Genomic DNA, 15,070 nt, shown 5'->3' on the forward strand with positions numbered 1-15,070 from the left:
ATCTTCCTCGGCGACAATTCTGGGCGCGCCCGTCATGGCCCGCAACAGAGACCGCGGGCGAGGGTGCGGGAAGGCTCCGGGTCAGGGACCCACCCGGCGCCAGTCCGTCACCGGGCCGGGGTTCGTGTGGTCCGCGGGGGTGACCCAGAAAGCCTGGCCCAGCTCGGCGCTGAAGTGGGCGCCCGACCGGCCGTCCCCCGAGGAGCGGCCGGTGAGGCGGCGGGCGATCCACGGCAGCAGGTACTGCCGGGTGAACCGGGCATGGGCCACCTGGCGGGCGGCCCAGCCGGGCGGCGGCGTCAGCGGCATCGGCGTCCGCCAGTCCGGGTCCTCGGCCTCGTGGCCGAGCGTCTGCCAGACCGCCTCGGCGACCCGGCGGTGCCCCTCGGGCGTCAGATGCAGCCGGTCCACGTCCCACATGCGCGGGTCGCTGAGCGACGAGGCGCCGTACAGGTCCACGACGAGGGCGCCGTGGCGGGCGGCCAGCTCGTCGACGCAGGCGAACAGTTCCTCCATGCGCGGCCGGAACCGCTGCTGGACGGGGCCCTCGCGGCCGGGGCTGCGCATCAGGACGAGCTGCTTGCAGGCGGGGGCCAGACGCTCCACGGCCTCCTCCAGCAGCCCCTTGACCCGGCCCATGTCGCACTTGGGCCGCAGCGTGTCGTTGAGACCGCCGACCAGGGTGATCACGTCCGCCTCCATGGCGGCCGCGACCTCCACCTGCTCGGCGACGATCTGGCCGATCAGCTTTCCGCGCACCGCGAGGTTGGCGTACCGGAAGCCGGGCGTCCGCGCGGCCATGCGGCCCGCGAGGAGGTCCGCCCAGCCCCGGTACGAACCGTCGGGGAGGAGGTCGGACATCCCCTCGGTGAAGGAGTCGCCGACCGAGACAAGGCTGGAGTACGTGGGATTCGTCTGCATGGCGCCCACGATGGTAACGCGTTCACATACCCTACGGTCGGTCGGCTTCCCCTCGCCGACGAAGCTCACACGGCCGGCTGCCCGAACAGCTCCCGCAGCACGTCCTCCATGGTCACGATGCCCGCGAGCCGCCCGTCCTCGCCCAGGACGGCCGCCAGATGCGTCCGGCTGCGGCGCATCGCGCTGAGCACGTCGTCCAGCGGGGTCGTCTCGCGGACCCGGGCGATGGACCGCATGTCCCGCACGGAGAACGGCTCGTCGCGCGGGGCCGCGTCGAGCGCGTCCTTCACATGGAGATAGCCCACGATCCGGCGCCCCTCGTCCACCACCGGGAAACGGGAGAACCCGGACTCGGCCGACAGACGCTCCAGCTCCTCGGGGGTGACCCCCATGCCCGCGTAGACGACCCGCTCCAGCGGGAGCACGACGTCACGCACCGGCCGCCGCCCCAGCTCCAGCGCGTCGCGCAGCCGCTCCTGCGCGCGGTCGTCGATCAGTCCCGCCTCGCTGGAGTCCCGGACCAGACGGGCGAGTTCGGTGTCCGAGAAGGTCGCCGCGACCTCGTCCTTCGTCTCGATCCGCATGAGCTTGAGCAGGGTGTTCGCGAAGGCGTTGACCGTGAAGATCACCGGGCGCAGCGCCCGCGAGAGCGTCACCAGCGGCGGGCCGAGCAGCAGCGCGCTGCGTACCGGCTCGGCCAGGGCGATGTTCTTCGGGACCATCTCGCCGAGCAGCATGTGCAGATACGTGGCGAGCGTCAGGGCGATCACGAAGGAGACCACGTGGCCCGCGCCCTCCGGCACGCCCACCGCGTGGAACAGCGGCTCCAGCAGGTGCGCGATCGCCGGCTCCGCGACCACACCGAGGACCAGGGTGCACAGGGTGATGCCGAGCTGCGCCGCCGCCATCAGCGCGGACACGTGCCGCAGACCCCACAGCACGCTGCGCGCCCGCCGGTCGCCCTGTTCGGCGTACGGCTCGATCTGGCTGCGGCGCACCGAGATCAGGGCGAACTCGGCGCCCACGAAGAAGGCGTTGACGACCAGCGTCGCGAAACCGATCAGCAGCTGGACGGCGGTCATCGCGTCTCCTCCTCGTGCTCCTCGACGGACGGGACCGGCGCGTGCAGCAGCACCCGCGCGGCCCGGCGTCCGGCGGCGTCCACCACGTCGAGCCGCCAGCCGGCCACCTCCACGGTGTCGCCGACGGCCGGGATACGGCCCAGCTCGGTGGCGACGAGTCCGGCGAGCGTCTCGTACGGTCCGTCCGGCGCGCGCAGGCCCACCCGGGCCAGCTGGTCGGTGCGGGCCGAGCCGTCGGCGGAGTACAGCTCGCGGCCGTGCTCGTCGGTGCCCACGGGGGCCAGGTCGGGCGTCTCGTGCGGGTCGTGCTCGTCCCGCACCTCGCCGACGACCTCCTCGACGATGTCCTCCAGGGTCACGACGCCCGCCGTGCCGCCGTACTCGTCGATGACGACGGCCATCGTGCGCTTGCCCGAGAGCCGGTCCAGCACGCGGTCGACGGTGAGCGACTCGGGGACGAGCAGGGGCTCGCGCAGCAGCTCCGCGACGGAGGTGCGCAGCCGGCGCGCGGCCGGCACGGCGAGGACGTCCTTGATGTGCACGGTGCCGACGACCGAGTCGAGGCTGCCGCGGTAGACGGGGAAGCGGGACAGGCCGGTGGCCCGGGTCGCGTTCGCCACGTCCTCGCAGGTCGCCTGGGCGTCCAGGGCGATGACCTGGACGCGCGGGGTCATCACGTTCTCCGCGGTGAGGTCGGCGAGGTTCAGCGTCCGTACGAACAGCTCGGCGGTGTTCGGCTCCAGGGCGCCCTCCTTGGCCGAGTGCCGGGCGAGGGCGGCCAGCTCCTGGGGGCCCCGCGCGGAGGCCAGCTCCTCGGCGGGCTCGATGCCCAGGAGGCGTACGAGACGGTTGGCGGTGTTGTTGAGGTGGGTGATGAACGGGCGGAACGCGGCGCTGAACCAGCGCTGCGGGTTCGCCACCTTCTTCGCCACCGGCAGCGGCGCGGAGATCGCCCAGTTCTTGGGCACCAGCTCGCCGACGACCATCAGCACGACGGTCGACAGGGCCGTGCCGATCACCAGCGCCACCGAGCCGGCCGCGGAGGCGGGCACACCGACCGCCTCCAGCGGGCCCGCGATCAGCTTCGCGATGGACGGCTCGGCGAGCATGCCGACGACCAGGTTGGTGACGGTGATGCCGAGCTGGGCGCCGGAGAGCTGGAAGGTCAGGTTCCGTACGGCCTTGAGGGCGCCGGCGGCACCCCGCTCGCCGCGCTCCACGGCCCGTTCCAGGCGGGCCCGGTCGACCGTGGTCAGCGAGAACTCGGCGGCGACGAAGGCGCCACAGATCAGCGAGAGCAGCACCGCCACCAGAAGGAGGAGCACTTCGGTCATCGGGTCACCTCCGTCCCAGGATCGGGCAGGGACGTGAGGAACGCGCGATGTCGTGCACCGGCTCGGGTGCGTGCGGTACCGGGCCGCGTACTGGGAGGCTCGCCCATGGGCGGACGCTCACAACCTTTCCGTAGAGGTTGACTGGTCCACCCATGGTAAAGGACCGGCAAAGTGCCTCCCTCGCCTCGGCGCACGCCCTGCCGCGCGCCCGGTCTCAGCCCCCGAGCGGCTTCACCCACCGCCGCCACTTCTCCTCGGGCGCGTACCCGGCGGCCCGCCACGCATGCTGGGCCGTCTCGTTGCGTACGAGCACCATCGCGTCGCCGCGCCGTCCGCCGAGCCGGACGAACCGTTCTTCGGCCGCCGTCAGCAGGGCCGACCCGATGCCCCGGCGCCGCCGCTCGGGGTGCACCGCGAGCCGGTACAGGTGGCACCGCCAGCCGTCGAAACCGGCGATGACGGTGCCCACCAGCTCGCCGTCCAGCTCGGCCAGGATCAGCGTCTCGGGGTCACGCGCCACCAGCCGATCGACGCCCTCCCGGTCGTCGCTGATGCTCGTGCCCTCGGCCGCCGTCTTCCAGAAGGCGAGGACGGCGTCGAGATCGTCGGGCGTCGCGGCCCGTATGCGCAGGTCGGTCATGGGGCGATCCCACCACGGGGGCGGGAGCGCGATGCGGAATTCCAGCATCCGGACGCGGGCGCACGGCGGTGTGCCGCGGCGGACGCGGACGCGGACTCCGCGTCCCGCCCGGACACCGAGCCGGCCCGGCACCCGGCACTGCCCGCGGTCCGGTACCCGCGAGCGCCTCGGGTCCCTGTGCGCGATGCGCTGCCACGGCGACGGCCCAGAGCCGATGCGGCCGACGCAGGACACGACGGCGACGTCGGCGGCTGCCCCCGAGACAGCCTGCCCGAGCTGCGGGCACCGGGACAGGGGAGCGGCTCCGGTCGTCACCGAGTGCGCACCGGTTCCGCACCGGCCGGGCGTTCACCCGGAGCGCGCTCGTCGCGCCCGGCCCCGCGTCCCCCTCACCTGCTCACCGGCCGTGCAGCGCCTCGACGACCTTCGCGAAGGTTTCCATGTTCGGTTCCAGGACGGTCAGGTACGAGAAGCCGTACCGCTCCCGCTGTGCCAGTACCTGGTCGACGATCTCCTGCAGGGTGCCCACGAGGACCAGCGGGAGCTGGAGCGCCTGCTCCTCGGTCAGGTTCGGGAGGTGGCCCAGCCAGGGCCGTACGGCGGCGGCGCGGTCCTCGGTGAACTCGACGATCTGGATCAGCAGGTTCAGCTCGGCGGGTTCCTTCCGACCGGCGGCGAACTCCTGGTACCTGCCGACGCGTTCGTCGAGTTCCCCGGCGGTCAGCGGTTCCAGCTTGCCGTTCTCCACCGTCCGGGCGCCCGTGAACGCCGCGATGTCCGCGTGCTCGGCGGTGATCCGCAGCATGCGGTCGCCGTTCGCCCCGATGAGCAGCGGCACCCGGGGGCGCTGCACCGGCCGCGGCTCGTGCTCTCCGGAGCCGAGCAGCTCGTCCAACTCCCGGACCGTGCGCAGCAGATGGTCGACCCGTCCGCCCGCCGAACCCCACGGCAGGCCCGCCTTCTCGTGCTCGGCCGGTACGTACCCGGTGCCGAGGCCCAGCTCCAGACGCCCTCCGGTGAGCGCGTCCGTGGTCGCGACCTCGCGCGCCAGCAGCGCCGGGTTCCAGAAGCCCGCGTTCAGCACGAACGTGCCGAGCCGCGGTCGTTCGGTCGCCTCCGCCGCCGCGACCAGGGACGGGAACGGGGCCGGCATGCCCAGATGGTCCGGGACCAGGATCACGTCGTAGCCGAGCTGTTCGGCGCGGCGGCACTTCGCGCGCCACTCCCCGGCCGACGTGGGGCTGAGTAAGTTGACTCCGAAGCGGAACGGGCGCGGCATGAACTCTCCTCACCTCTGCGGGACTCGAGCGGGCACGCCGGTGAGTACACCACCCGTGCGCGCATGCCGCCAGCACATGCGCGACGCGTACGCGCGGGCGCTCGTGACGGGTGCTTCCGACGGGCGCTCTCACTCGTGGGCGATCGCCGCCAGGACGTTCATCCGGGACGCGCGCAGCGCGGGCAGCAGGGCCGCGACGACGCCGACGACCGCCGATCCGATCACCACGGCCACGACCGTCCCCCACGGGATCGCCAGCGCCTTCATGCCCTGCAGCGCCAGCACCTGCTGGGCGCACACCCCCCAGATCAGCCCCAGGACGAGCCCGAGGACGGCGCCGAACACGGCGATCACCACCGACTCCAGCCGGATCATGCGCCGCAGCTGTCGCCGTCCCAGCCCGATGGCGCGCAACAGGCCGATCTCCCGGGTGCGTTCGACCACCGACAGGGCGAGGGTGTTGACGACACCGAGGACCGCGATGACGATCGCCAGGCCGAGCAGGGCGTAGACGAGGTAGAGGAGCACGGCGATCTGGCCCCGGACGAGTTCCTTGTAGTCGGCCTGGTCGCGGACCTGGACCTGCGGGTAGGCGTCCAGCGTCCGCTCCAGGTTCCCGCGCAGCTCGTCGGCGCCGGTGCCCGGTCCGGTGTTCACGTACAGCGCGGAGTCCTGCCCGTCGGGCACGTACCGCCGGATCGTGGCCATCCCGAAGTACAGCCCGCCCTGGACCCCGAAGCCGTCGGCGGTGTCCTGGTCGGTGAGCGCGGCAACCCGCAGCTCGGTGCTCCTCCCGGCCGGGAACCGGACGGGGATCGTGCTGCCCACCCGTACGTCGTGGTCCCGCGCGAACTCCGCGTCCATGGCGAGGGCGCCGTCGGCGAGCGCGGCTTCGCTGTCGCCCTCGGCGTAGGTCACGTTCGCGATCTCGTCCAGCCGGTCGTCGTAGGCCGCGGCGGTCGTCTCCACGCGCTCGCCGTCCGGCAGCCGTACCGCGACCGGGGTGAACCGCTGCCGTACGACGAGGCCCACGCCGTCGGTGCCCCGGACCTTGTCGGTGACCTCCTGCGGGAACGGCTGGAAGTTCTGGTTCTGGACGACGAAGTCGGCGCCCAGGGTGCTGTCGATCTCGTCGTCGAAGGAGGTGGCCATCGACGCACTCGCCACGGACATCCCGGTGACGAGCGCGATGCCGACCATCAGCGCGGAGGCGGTGGCCCCGGTGCGGCGCGGGTTGCGCAGGGCGTTGCGCTGGCTCATCCGGCCGACGGAGCCGAACAGCGCCGGGAAGGCGCCGCCGAGGACCCGGATCACGGGCCGTACGAGCAGCGGTCCGGCGATGACGGTCGCGATCAGCGTGAGGACCAGGCCGAGACCGAGCAGGGACGCCGCGGAGCCCGTGTCGGACGACATCGCGCACCCCGCGAGCGCGGCGGCACCGGCCGCTCCGACGATCCCGCCGGCCACCGCGCGCATCCGCAGCGGCCGGCCCACCCCGGCGATCTCGGCGTCGGACAGGGCCGCCATCGGCGAGACGGCCGAGGCCCGCCGCGCCGGCAGATAGGCGGCGACGAAGGTGACGCCGAGCCCGACGACGTACGCCGCGACCGGCGTCCCCACGCCGATCACCATCTCGGTCGACCTCAGGTTCATCCCGAAGGCGCCCATCAGCTCGATCAGCCCGAAGGCCAGCGCGATGCCGGCGGCGAGGCCGAGCGTCGACCCGACGAGGCCGAGGAGGGCGGCCTCGACGAGCACCGAGCGCCGCACCTGGCGCCGGTCGGCGCCCAGCGCTCGCAGCAGGCCCAGTTCGCGGGTGCGCTGGGCGATGAGCATCGAGAAGGTGTTCACGATGAGGAAGATCCCGACGAGGGTCGCGATCCCCGCGAAGGCGAGCATCACGTACTTGATGACGTCGAGGAATCCGCCGAGCGAGGCGGCCGCCGACTCGGCCCGCTCGTCGGCGGTCAGGTACGCGTACGTCGTCGGCCCCAGCTCGTCGGCGATCCGCCGCTTGAGCCGGTCTTCGCTCACGCCCGGCTCGGCGGTCACGGAGACGCCGGTGGCGGCGTCGGGGTCGCCCAGCAGCCGGGTCTGGGCCGTTCGGGTGTCGAGGTAGACGAGCGCGGCGCCCGGGTTGGTGGTGGTGAAGGTGGCGATGCCGACGACCCGCACCTCGAAGGAGCCCGGCCGGGCGAGCACCGTCAGGGTGTCGCCGATCTCCACGCCCTTGTTCTTGGCGGTGTCCGCGTCGAGCAACGCCTGGCCGTCGCCCCGTGGCGCGTGCCCGCTCGTCAGCTTCACCGGGCTGCGGTCGGTGGGGCGCCAGTTCCTGGCGACGGTGGGGGCGCCCGTGGTCGGTCCCACCGACTCGTTGTCGCTGTCGACGACCGTGACGTTGTCGACGGACGCGTCGACACGGGCGTCCGCCACGCCGTCGATCGCCGCGATCCGCCGCGCGAGCGAGGCGGGCACGGTCTCGACGGCCCCGGTCGGCAGCTGACCCGTCAGCTCGTCGTCCTTCGGGCCCACGGTCACGTCGGCCGAGGTGGAGGCGAACAGCCGGTCGAAGGTGCGGGCGACCGTGTCCGAGAAGATCAGGCTGCCCGCGACGAACGCCACGGACAGCACGACCGCCAGCGCCGAGAGCAGCAGCCGCCCCTTGTGCGCGAGGAAACTGCGCAGACTCGCCTTCAGCACGGCCTCAGTCGCCCTTGCCGAAGCCGCCGGCCCGCTCGGCGGACCCGTCGACGGCCCCACCGAAGGAACCATCGCTGGACCGACCCGCGGCCCCGTCGGCGGACCGACCGGCGGAGCCGTCGAAGGACCCATCGGTGGACCGACCCGCGGTCCCGTCGGCGGAGCCGTCCGTGGACCGGCCGGCGGACCTGTCGGTGGACCGATCGAGGGAACCGTCGGCGGACCGAGCGGCGGAACCATCGGCGGACGGGTCCACGGACCCGTCGGCGGACCGTTCGAAGGAACCATCGGCGGACCCGTGGAAGGACCCACCGGTGGACCGATCGGCGGAGCCGTCGACGGGCTGATGCGCGGACTCGTCGGTGGCCCCGTCGATGGACCCACCGGCGGACCGGTTGGTGGACCCGTGGAAGGACCCACCGGGGGACTGATCCGCGGACTCGTCGGTGGCCCCGTCGATGGACCCACCGGCGGACCGATTGGCGGCCCCGTCGAAGGAACGATCGGTGGACCGACCCGCGGTCCCGTCGAAGGAACGATCGGTGGACCGACCCGCGGTCCCGTCGGCGGAGCCGTCCGTGGGCCGACCGGCGGACCTGTCGGTGGACCGATCGAGGGAACCGTCGGCGGACCGAGCGGCGGAACCATCGGCGGACGGGTCCACGGACCCGTCGGCGGACCGTTCGAAGGAACCATCGGCGGACCCGTGGAAGGACCCACCGGTGGACCGATCGGCGGCCCCGTCGAAGGATCCGTCGAAGGATCCGTCGACGGACCCGAAGGACCCACCACCGGCCCCTCCCGCCGCCCCGTCTCCGGCGGCAGCCTGCGGCTTGGCTCCGGAGAAGAGGCGCATGCGTTCCAGGACGGCCTCGGCCGTCGGGCGCTCCATCCGGTCCACGATCCGCCCGTCCGCGAGGTAGAGCACCAGGTCGGAGTGGGCGGCGGCGCCCGGGTCATGGGTGACCATGACGACCGTCTGGCCCAGCCGGTCGACCGCCTCGCGCAGGAAGCCGAGCACTTCGAGCCCGGCGCGGGAGTCGAGGTTGCCGGTCGGCTCGTCGGCGAAGATCAGCTCGGGCCGGGAGGCGAGCGCGCGGGCACAGGCGACGCGCTGCTGCTGGCCGCCGGAGAGCTGCGAGGGCCGGTGCTTGAGCCGGTCGCGCAGCCCGAGGGTGTCGATGACCCGGTCGAGCCACTGCTGGTCGGGTTTGCGGCCCGCGATGTCCATCGGCAGCGTGATGTTCTCGGCCGCGTTCAGCGTGGGGATCAGGTTGAAGGACTGGAACATGAAGCCGATCCGGTCCCGGCGCAACCGGGTCAGATCGCGTTCCCTGAGCCGGGTGATCTCGGTGTCCCCGAGCCACACCTGCCCGGCCGAGACGGTGTCGAGCCCCGCGAGGCAGTGCATCAGTGTGGACTTTCCCGAGCCCGAGGGACCCATCACGGCGGTGAAACGGCCGCGCGCGATGTCCACGTCGACCGAGTCGAGGGCGAGCACCGCGGTCTCGCCCGAGCCGTACGCCTTCGTCAGGCCCCGGGCGCGGGCGGCGACGGCACCGGCTTCCGCGCGGCCGAGGGGGTGCTCAGCGGCAGCAGTGGACAAAACGGCCTCCAGGCTCGAACCAGTTCGAATTCCGGGCGCTTCGGGCCGAGCCTAGTGTGATGTGGGGCACAGCAGGAATCCCCCCGAAGTCCGAGGCGGTCTCCGCCGCAGGTCGGGTCCCCGATCTGGGTGTAAGGGGCACGCAAAGCGGGCCCCTAGGGGGCACCGGAGAAAGGCGCCCTTGCCACTGCTAGCACTCCGGCGCTAGCGTCGAGTCATGGCCAAGACCCAGCTGAACGTCCGGGTGGACGAGGACACGGCCCGGGCCGCCCGTGAACGAGCCCTGGAGCGCGGGATGAGTGTGAACCGGTACATCGAGGAACTGGTCCGGCAGGACACCGGCGAGGCGGGCCACACCTTCGTCGAGTCCGCGGCCGACTTCATGAAGCAGTACGAGGCGGTCTTCGCCGAGGAGTTCGGCGCCGACCCCGAGGGCCGGCGCGAGGGACGTCACTGATCCCTTGAGTCAGCTCAGAATCGACCTCGCCTGGCTCCTCATGGTCGCCGAACGCAAGACGCCCGGAGACCCACAGGTCTCCGACTGGGGCGCACTCGTCGCGGCCGTCGCCCGGCACGAGGCCGAGATCTTCGACGTCCCCGTCTACGACACCCCGCACGCCCGGGCCGCCGCGCTCCTCCAGGTCCTGATGCACGTCCCGGCCCTGGAGCGCTCCAACGCGCTGTTCGCCTCCGCCGTCGCCTACGGCTACCTCGTGGCCAGCGGCGTCAAGGTCGTCACCTCCGCCGAGCAGGTGCGCGAACTCGCCCGGCTGGTCAAGAGCGGCGAGGCCACCGTGCAGGACATCACGCGGGAGCTGCGCCAGTGGAGTCTGTGACGCCGGGCCGCCGGGCGCGGCCCAGCACGCAGTAGGAACTGGGCAGCCGCGGCCCCCGCTCGGGCACCAGGACCTCCCGGACCGCCCCGGTCTCGAACCCGGCGGCCCGGATCACCGCGACCGGGTCGCGGGACACATGGCAGCCGCCGAACAACAGGGGCCACACCGTGCCGTCCAGCGCCCGCTGTGCCGTCCGCATCGCGCGTCCGCCGCCCCGGCCGTGCTCGAAGAACCGCAGCTCACCGCCGGGGCGCAGCACCCGCCGCACCTCGCTCAGCGAGCGCCGTACGTCCCGCACGCTGCACAGCACCAGCGACACCACGGCCGCGTCGAACGCCTCGCTCTTGACCGGCAGCGCCTCCGCCGCGCCCGGCACCACGTCCACCGGCACCTCGGCGCGCAGGGCGGACTCCAGGGCCAACCGCCGCAGGGAGTGCTCCGGTTCGATCGCCACGACCTCCGAGACCGCGTTCGGGTACCGCGCGAAGTTCAGACCGTTCCCGGCGCCGATCTCGATGACCCGCCCCGACAGCCCCGCCAGCAACTCGTCGCGCAGGGGACCGATCCTCGGCTCCGCCGACACGCTCAGCCGGGCGTAGAACCGGGCGAAGAGAGGGTGGTGCACGGCGTCCGTCGTCGCGCGGGCCCGGGCCATGAGGACCTCCCGAAGAGAACGGCAGATACCGTGATTCTCCCCCCGGAAGCACCGGCTCACCCGTCACGGCCGGGGCGGCCGGCCGCGGCCGGAGGGGCTGCCGGTCGCGACGGGGGCGGAAACGGCTCACCCGCCGCGTGTCCCCGGGGAGAGACCACGCGACGGGCGCGGGGGAACGCGGCACGAGGTGCCGGCCGCCGGAAGGTCAGGCGATGAAGGCCCGGACCTGGTCGTAGATGCCCTTGTCGTTGTTCATGTCGTTGTGCGAGACACAGCCGACCTCGACGTTGGTCGCGCCGCTGAGGATCGCGGAGGTGTCCGGGGTGAGCGCGTCGTCGCAGTTCGACCAGTAGCTGGCGTACGACACGGTGCCCGGCGTCTCGTCGCCGGAGTTCAGCGCCGTCAGGAAGGAGCTGCCGGTGTACATCTCGCCGCAGGACGTGTAGAGCCAACGGCACCAACCGGCCACCGTCGTCCCGTGGTTCACACCGGCCGTGGAGACGAAGTCGTCCACGTACGCCGTCCCGCCGAGATTCTTGAGGTAGTACCGGGAGCTGAGCGCGCCCATCGAGTGGACGACCACGTCCACCTTGGCGGCGCCCGTCGCGGCCCGCACGCTCTCGATCTTGGTCTTGAGCTGCGCGGCCGTCGTGACGTTGGACTGACCCCAGTCGTAGGACCAGGAGTACAGCTCCGCGGACGTGTAGCCGTCGGCCTTGAAGTACGCGATCCAGTCGTCCCAGCTGCTGGACGAACTGCTCAGACCGTGCACGAAGACCACGGGGTTGCGGGTCGCGGCCTGAGCGGAGGTCGCGGAGAAGGAGAGCGACAGAAGGAGCGTGGTGGTCACGGTCGCGAGGGCCGTGGCGATACGGCGCATGCGGCGCTGCATGGTGCCTCCTGAAACGGGTGGGGTTCGTCTGGAGTGTCAGCGGGGTCTACGCGCGCCGCATCGGCGAAATCGCCGGTCTTTACTGGTCGGTTAACTCGCAAGTAACGTGATGGGCGTGGTGACCCCGGTGAATCCCCCACGACTTCCGCATCGCTCGCCACCGCCTCCCCCGCGCACGTGGCCGAGCCCGGACCCGGCGTCGGCCGCCGCGCCCACGCTGTCCGAAGGCGTGCGCGTACGCCTGCTGCACGCCGCCCACGGCGACCCGCGCGCGGCCGCGGAACTCGCCGCCGCCCTGACCCCGCGTCAGCTCACGGGCCTCGACCCGCTGCCCGCCGAACCGCTGGCGCTGGCCCCCGCCCTGCTGCGCGGCCATCGGCGGGACGTCCGGGCGCTGCCCGACGACACCCGCTTCCTGCTGCTCCTCGCCGCCGCCGACCAGTACCCGGTCGCCACGCACGCCTACGCGCGGGCCGTCACCGCCGCCCGGCTCGACACCCGCCCGCTGGACACGGCGGAGGCGGCCGGCCTCGCGCACGCCACGGCCCACGGCATCGTCTTCCAGGACGCCTGGATCCGCGTCGCCGTGTACGAGTCCGCGTCCATGGCCGACCGGCGCGAGGCCCACCGCCTCCTCGCCGCCGTCCTCAGCGGCGAGGGCGAGCGCCCCGGCCGCTCCTGGCACCGGGCCGCCGCCGCGCTAGGCCCCAGCCGCCGCCTCGCCGCCGAACTCCGCCTCGCGGCACGGGTGGCACGTGCCATCGGTGACCCGGCGCTCGCCTCCGCCCTCGCCGAACGCGCCGCCGCCCTCACCCCCGAACCCGCCGAACGCCCGCCGCTGCTCGCCCAGGCCGCCGCCGAGGCATGGCGGTCCGGCGACGGCGACCGGGCCCGCCGGCTCGTCACCGCCACGGACGACGACGCCCTCGCGGGCCTGCTCGCCCTGCGCGCCGGAAACGCGGCCGAGGCCTTCGACGCCTTGCTCACCGCCACCGTCCGGCACGTCGGCGACCACACCCGGGACAGGGCCACCCACCTGCTGGCACGCGCCACCGAGGCCGCCATCTACACCGGGGACCTGCGCCGCTGCCGGGAGGCCGCCGCCGTCGCCGACGGGCTCGGCATCGTGCCGCCCAGCACCCTCGGCGCACTGGCCGCCGCGTTCGAGGGCCGCTACGAGGACGCCCGGGACGTGCTCGAAGCCGCCGCGGGGCGCTGCGGTCCCGGCGGCGACCCCACCCAGCTCATCCACGCCGGGATCGCCGCCCTCCTCCTCGGCGACCACACCCGCGCCTACACCGCCACCGCCCGCGCCGCCGCCTCCGCGCGGGCCGGGGGCGAGACGGTGACCGTGCCGCAGGCCATGGAGTTCCGGGCCTACGCGGAGTTCTGGACCGGACGGCCGAGGGCCGCCGAGGCCGCCGCGGTGGACGCCCTGCGCCAGGCGTACGCCACCGGGCAGGACAACGGCGCCTGCCATCTCCAGGCCGCCCTCGCGATGTTCGCGGCCGTCACCGGCGACGAGCAGGTGTGCCGGGAGCGCGCCGAGGCCGCCCGTGTGCACGCCCTCGAACGCGGACTCGGACTGCCCGCCGCGCTCGCCATGTTCGCCCTCGCCTTCCTCGACCTGAGCACCGGCCGGTACGCCGCCTCGGCGGCCCGTCTGCGCGCCCTGGCCGGCTTCGGCCCCGGGCACGGGCACCGGGCCGTCCGGCACCTCGCCACTCCGCACTACGTCGAGGCGGCCGTCCGCACCGGCGACACCCGGGTGGCGCGCGCCGCGCACGCCGACTACGACCGCTGGGCCCGTACCGTCCGCAGCGCCGACGACCTCGCCCTCAGTGCCCGCTGCCGGGCGCTGCTCGCCACCGGGGAGGCGGCCGTCGAGCACTACCGCGCGGCGCTCGACCTGCACGCCTCCGGCACCCGCGACTTCGAACGCGCCCGTACGGAACTGCTGTTCGGCAGTGCCCTGCGGCGGCTGCGCAACCGCACCGAGGCCCGCGACCGGCTGCACAGCGCCCTGGAGGCCTTCGACCACTTCGGCTCCCCGCACTGCGCGGCCCAGGCCCGCGCGGAACTCCGGGCCCTCGGGGAGCGCGCGGCCGCGGTGCCGGCCGCGGAGGCCCTGGCGTCCGTCCTCACCGCCCAGCAGCTGATGATCGCCCGCATGGCGGCGGAGGGTGCGACGAACCGGGAGATCGCCGCGCGGCTGCTGCTGAGCCCGCGCACGATCGACCACCATCTGCGCGGGGTGTTCTCGCGGCTGGGGATCCGGTCGAGGATCGAACTGGTGCGACTGCTGGGGGAGACGGAAGGCTGAGCGCGGCCCCGCGCCCCTCAGGGACGCGGGGAACCGCGCGACCAGTCACGACGTACCCGCAGAGGACCCGGCACAGGACCTCTACGGCGCGGCCTCGCCGGCACCGAAGGACACCGCGTCCCACACCCCGCCCAAGGCCGGCGCCAGCCAACCCCCGGCCGCCGCCCGGAAGGCAGCCGGGGGCAACCCCCCGGCCCCCGCGGGCACCGCCCCCACCAGGGGCGCGTCCGCGACCACGGGCAGATCCGCCAGATTGCACCGCGACGCCAGGTCCGGGGCCTCGGGCCAGCTGCCGATCACCACACCCGTCAGCTCCACCTCCCGGGCGGCCAGTTCCCGGGCGGTCAGCTCCGTCGTGTTCAGCGTGCCCAGCCCCGCCGAGGCGACCAGCAGCACCGGCGCGCCGAGCAGCCGTGCCGTGTCCGCCAGGGTGCCGCCCGCCTCGTCGAAGCGGACGAGGAGACCGCCCGCGCCCTCCACCAGCACCAGGTCGTGGTCGGCCGCCAGCTTCGCCGCCGCCTCGGCGACGTCCTCCGGGTGCACCGCGGGAAGCCCGGCGCGCCGGGCGGCGGTCGCCGGGGCCAACGGCTCCGGATAGCGGGCGAGTTCGCGGACCGTCACGGACCCCGCGAGCCGGGCCACCTCGTCCGCGTCCCCGCGCTCGTCCGGCCGTACACCGGTCTGCGCGGGCTTGAGGACGGCCACGGACCGGCCGGACGCCAGGGCCACCGCCGCGACGGCCGCCGTGGTGACCGTCTTGCCGACCTCCGTACCCGTCCCCGTGACCACCAGGACCGTCATG

12 protein-coding genes and 1 pseudogene are annotated in these 15,070 nt (G+C 73.6%); 3 read left to right on the top strand and 10 right to left on the bottom strand.

Annotated features, from left to right (window positions below; translation table 11 throughout):
* Positions 1 to 81 precede the first annotated feature (81 nt).
* The 7 genes and pseudogenes from PYR72_RS40130 to PYR72_RS40160 all read right to left on the bottom strand — a co-directional run.
* A complete protein-coding gene (locus PYR72_RS40130) occupies positions 82 to 921 on the bottom strand; it encodes an SGNH/GDSL hydrolase family protein (RefSeq protein ID WP_275459838.1) in 840 nt (279 codons plus the stop codon).
* Positions 922 to 986: 65 nt separating this feature from the next.
* Positions 987 to 2,003, bottom strand: coding sequence for a hemolysin family protein (locus tag PYR72_RS40135; protein ID WP_275459839.1), 1,017 nt, complete (start codon positions 2,001 to 2,003; stop codon positions 987 to 989).
* The gene (locus PYR72_RS40140) at positions 2,000 to 3,337 is read right to left on the bottom strand and encodes a hemolysin family protein (protein ID WP_275459840.1); all 1,338 of its coding nucleotides are present in this window, start codon (positions 3,335 to 3,337) and stop codon (positions 2,000 to 2,002) included. Before PYR72_RS40140 ends, PYR72_RS40135 begins: the two co-directional genes overlap by 4 nt.
* A 214-nt stretch (positions 3,338 to 3,551) precedes the next feature.
* On the bottom strand, positions 3,552 to 3,977 hold the full coding sequence (locus tag PYR72_RS40145; protein ID WP_275459841.1) for a GNAT family N-acetyltransferase: 426 nt from the start codon (positions 3,975 to 3,977) through the stop codon (positions 3,552 to 3,554).
* A 397-nt stretch (positions 3,978 to 4,374) separates the two neighbouring features.
* Entirely contained in the window at positions 4,375 to 5,256 is an 882-nt protein-coding gene (locus PYR72_RS40150; protein WP_275459842.1) for an LLM class F420-dependent oxidoreductase, read from the bottom strand.
* Positions 5,257 to 5,385: 129 nt separating this feature from the next.
* Positions 5,386 to 7,956, bottom strand: coding sequence for an FtsX-like permease family protein (locus PYR72_RS40155; RefSeq protein ID WP_275459843.1), 2,571 nt, complete (start codon positions 7,954 to 7,956; stop codon positions 5,386 to 5,388).
* Positions 7,957 to 8,794: 838 nt separating this feature from the next.
* Positions 8,795 to 9,562: pseudogene (locus PYR72_RS40160) on the bottom strand (ABC transporter ATP-binding protein); the annotation flags it as partial.
* A gap of 217 nt (positions 9,563 to 9,779) precedes the next feature.
* Between PYR72_RS40160 and PYR72_RS40165 the strand changes: the two are divergent.
* Positions 9,780 to 10,019 (top strand): toxin-antitoxin system HicB family antitoxin, encoded by a 240-nt coding sequence (locus PYR72_RS40165; RefSeq protein WP_013005232.1) that lies wholly within the window; start codon positions 9,780 to 9,782, stop codon positions 10,017 to 10,019.
* A 4-nt stretch (positions 10,020 to 10,023) separates the two neighbouring features.
* The gene (locus PYR72_RS40170; RefSeq protein WP_275459844.1) at positions 10,024 to 10,398 is read left to right on the top strand and encodes a fic family toxin-antitoxin system, toxin component; all 375 of its coding nucleotides are present in this window, start codon (positions 10,024 to 10,026) and stop codon (positions 10,396 to 10,398) included.
* On the opposite strand, the gene PYR72_RS40175 is transcribed toward PYR72_RS40170, so the two are convergent.
* Positions 10,367 to 11,053, bottom strand: a complete 687-nt coding sequence (locus tag PYR72_RS40175; RefSeq protein WP_059080276.1) for a class I SAM-dependent methyltransferase — start codon at positions 11,051 to 11,053, stop codon at positions 10,367 to 10,369. The two genes, PYR72_RS40170 and PYR72_RS40175, sit on opposite strands and share 32 nt — an antisense overlap.
* Before the next feature lie 205 nt (positions 11,054 to 11,258).
* Positions 11,259 to 11,945, bottom strand: coding sequence for an alpha/beta fold hydrolase (locus PYR72_RS40180; protein ID WP_275459845.1), 687 nt, complete (start codon positions 11,943 to 11,945; stop codon positions 11,259 to 11,261).
* A gap of 229 nt (positions 11,946 to 12,174) precedes the next feature.
* Between PYR72_RS40180 and PYR72_RS40185 the strand changes: the two genes are divergently transcribed.
* Entirely contained in the window at positions 12,175 to 14,268 is a 2,094-nt protein-coding gene (locus tag PYR72_RS40185; protein ID WP_275459846.1) for a LuxR family transcriptional regulator, read from the top strand.
* 81 nt (positions 14,269 to 14,349) lie between these two features.
* Here the strand turns inward: PYR72_RS40185 and bioD are convergent, their stop codons facing one another.
* Positions 14,350 to 15,069, bottom strand: a complete 720-nt coding sequence (gene bioD / locus PYR72_RS40190; protein ID WP_275459847.1) for a dethiobiotin synthase — start codon at positions 15,067 to 15,069, stop codon at positions 14,350 to 14,352.
* Between the last annotated feature and the right edge of the window lies 1 nt (position 15,070).

This window comes from Streptomyces sp. VNUA24 (assembly GCF_029167005.1).
In the GTDB taxonomy this organism is placed as follows: domain Bacteria; phylum Actinomycetota; class Actinomycetes; order Streptomycetales; family Streptomycetaceae; genus Streptomyces; species Streptomyces scabiei.

Excerpts from the sequence above, each read along its gene's own strand:
- PYR72_RS40130 (WP_275459838.1), bottom strand. The coding sequence starts at position 921 with ATGCAGACGAATCCCACGTACTCCAGCCTTGTCTCGGTCGGCGACTCC.
- PYR72_RS40135 (WP_275459839.1), bottom strand. The coding sequence starts at position 2,003 with ATGACCGCCGTCCAGCTGCTGATCGGTTTCGCGACGCTGGTCGTCAAC.
- PYR72_RS40140 (WP_275459840.1), bottom strand. The coding sequence starts at position 3,337 with ATGACCGAAGTGCTCCTCCTTCTGGTGGCGGTGCTGCTCTCGCTGATC.
- PYR72_RS40145 (WP_275459841.1), bottom strand. The coding sequence starts at position 3,977 with ATGACCGACCTGCGCATACGGGCCGCGACGCCCGACGATCTCGACGCC.
- PYR72_RS40150 (WP_275459842.1), bottom strand. The coding sequence starts at position 5,256 with ATGCCGCGCCCGTTCCGCTTCGGAGTCAACTTACTCAGCCCCACGTCG.
- PYR72_RS40165 (WP_013005232.1), top strand. The coding sequence starts at position 9,780 with ATGGCCAAGACCCAGCTGAACGTCCGGGTGGACGAGGACACGGCCCGG.
- PYR72_RS40175 (WP_059080276.1), bottom strand. The coding sequence starts at position 11,053 with ATGGCCCGGGCCCGCGCGACGACGGACGCCGTGCACCACCCTCTCTTC.
- PYR72_RS40180 (WP_275459845.1), bottom strand. The coding sequence starts at position 11,945 with ATGCAGCGCCGCATGCGCCGTATCGCCACGGCCCTCGCGACCGTGACC.
- bioD (WP_275459847.1), bottom strand. The coding sequence starts at position 15,069 with ATGACGGTCCTGGTGGTCACGGGGACGGGTACGGAGGTCGGCAAGACG.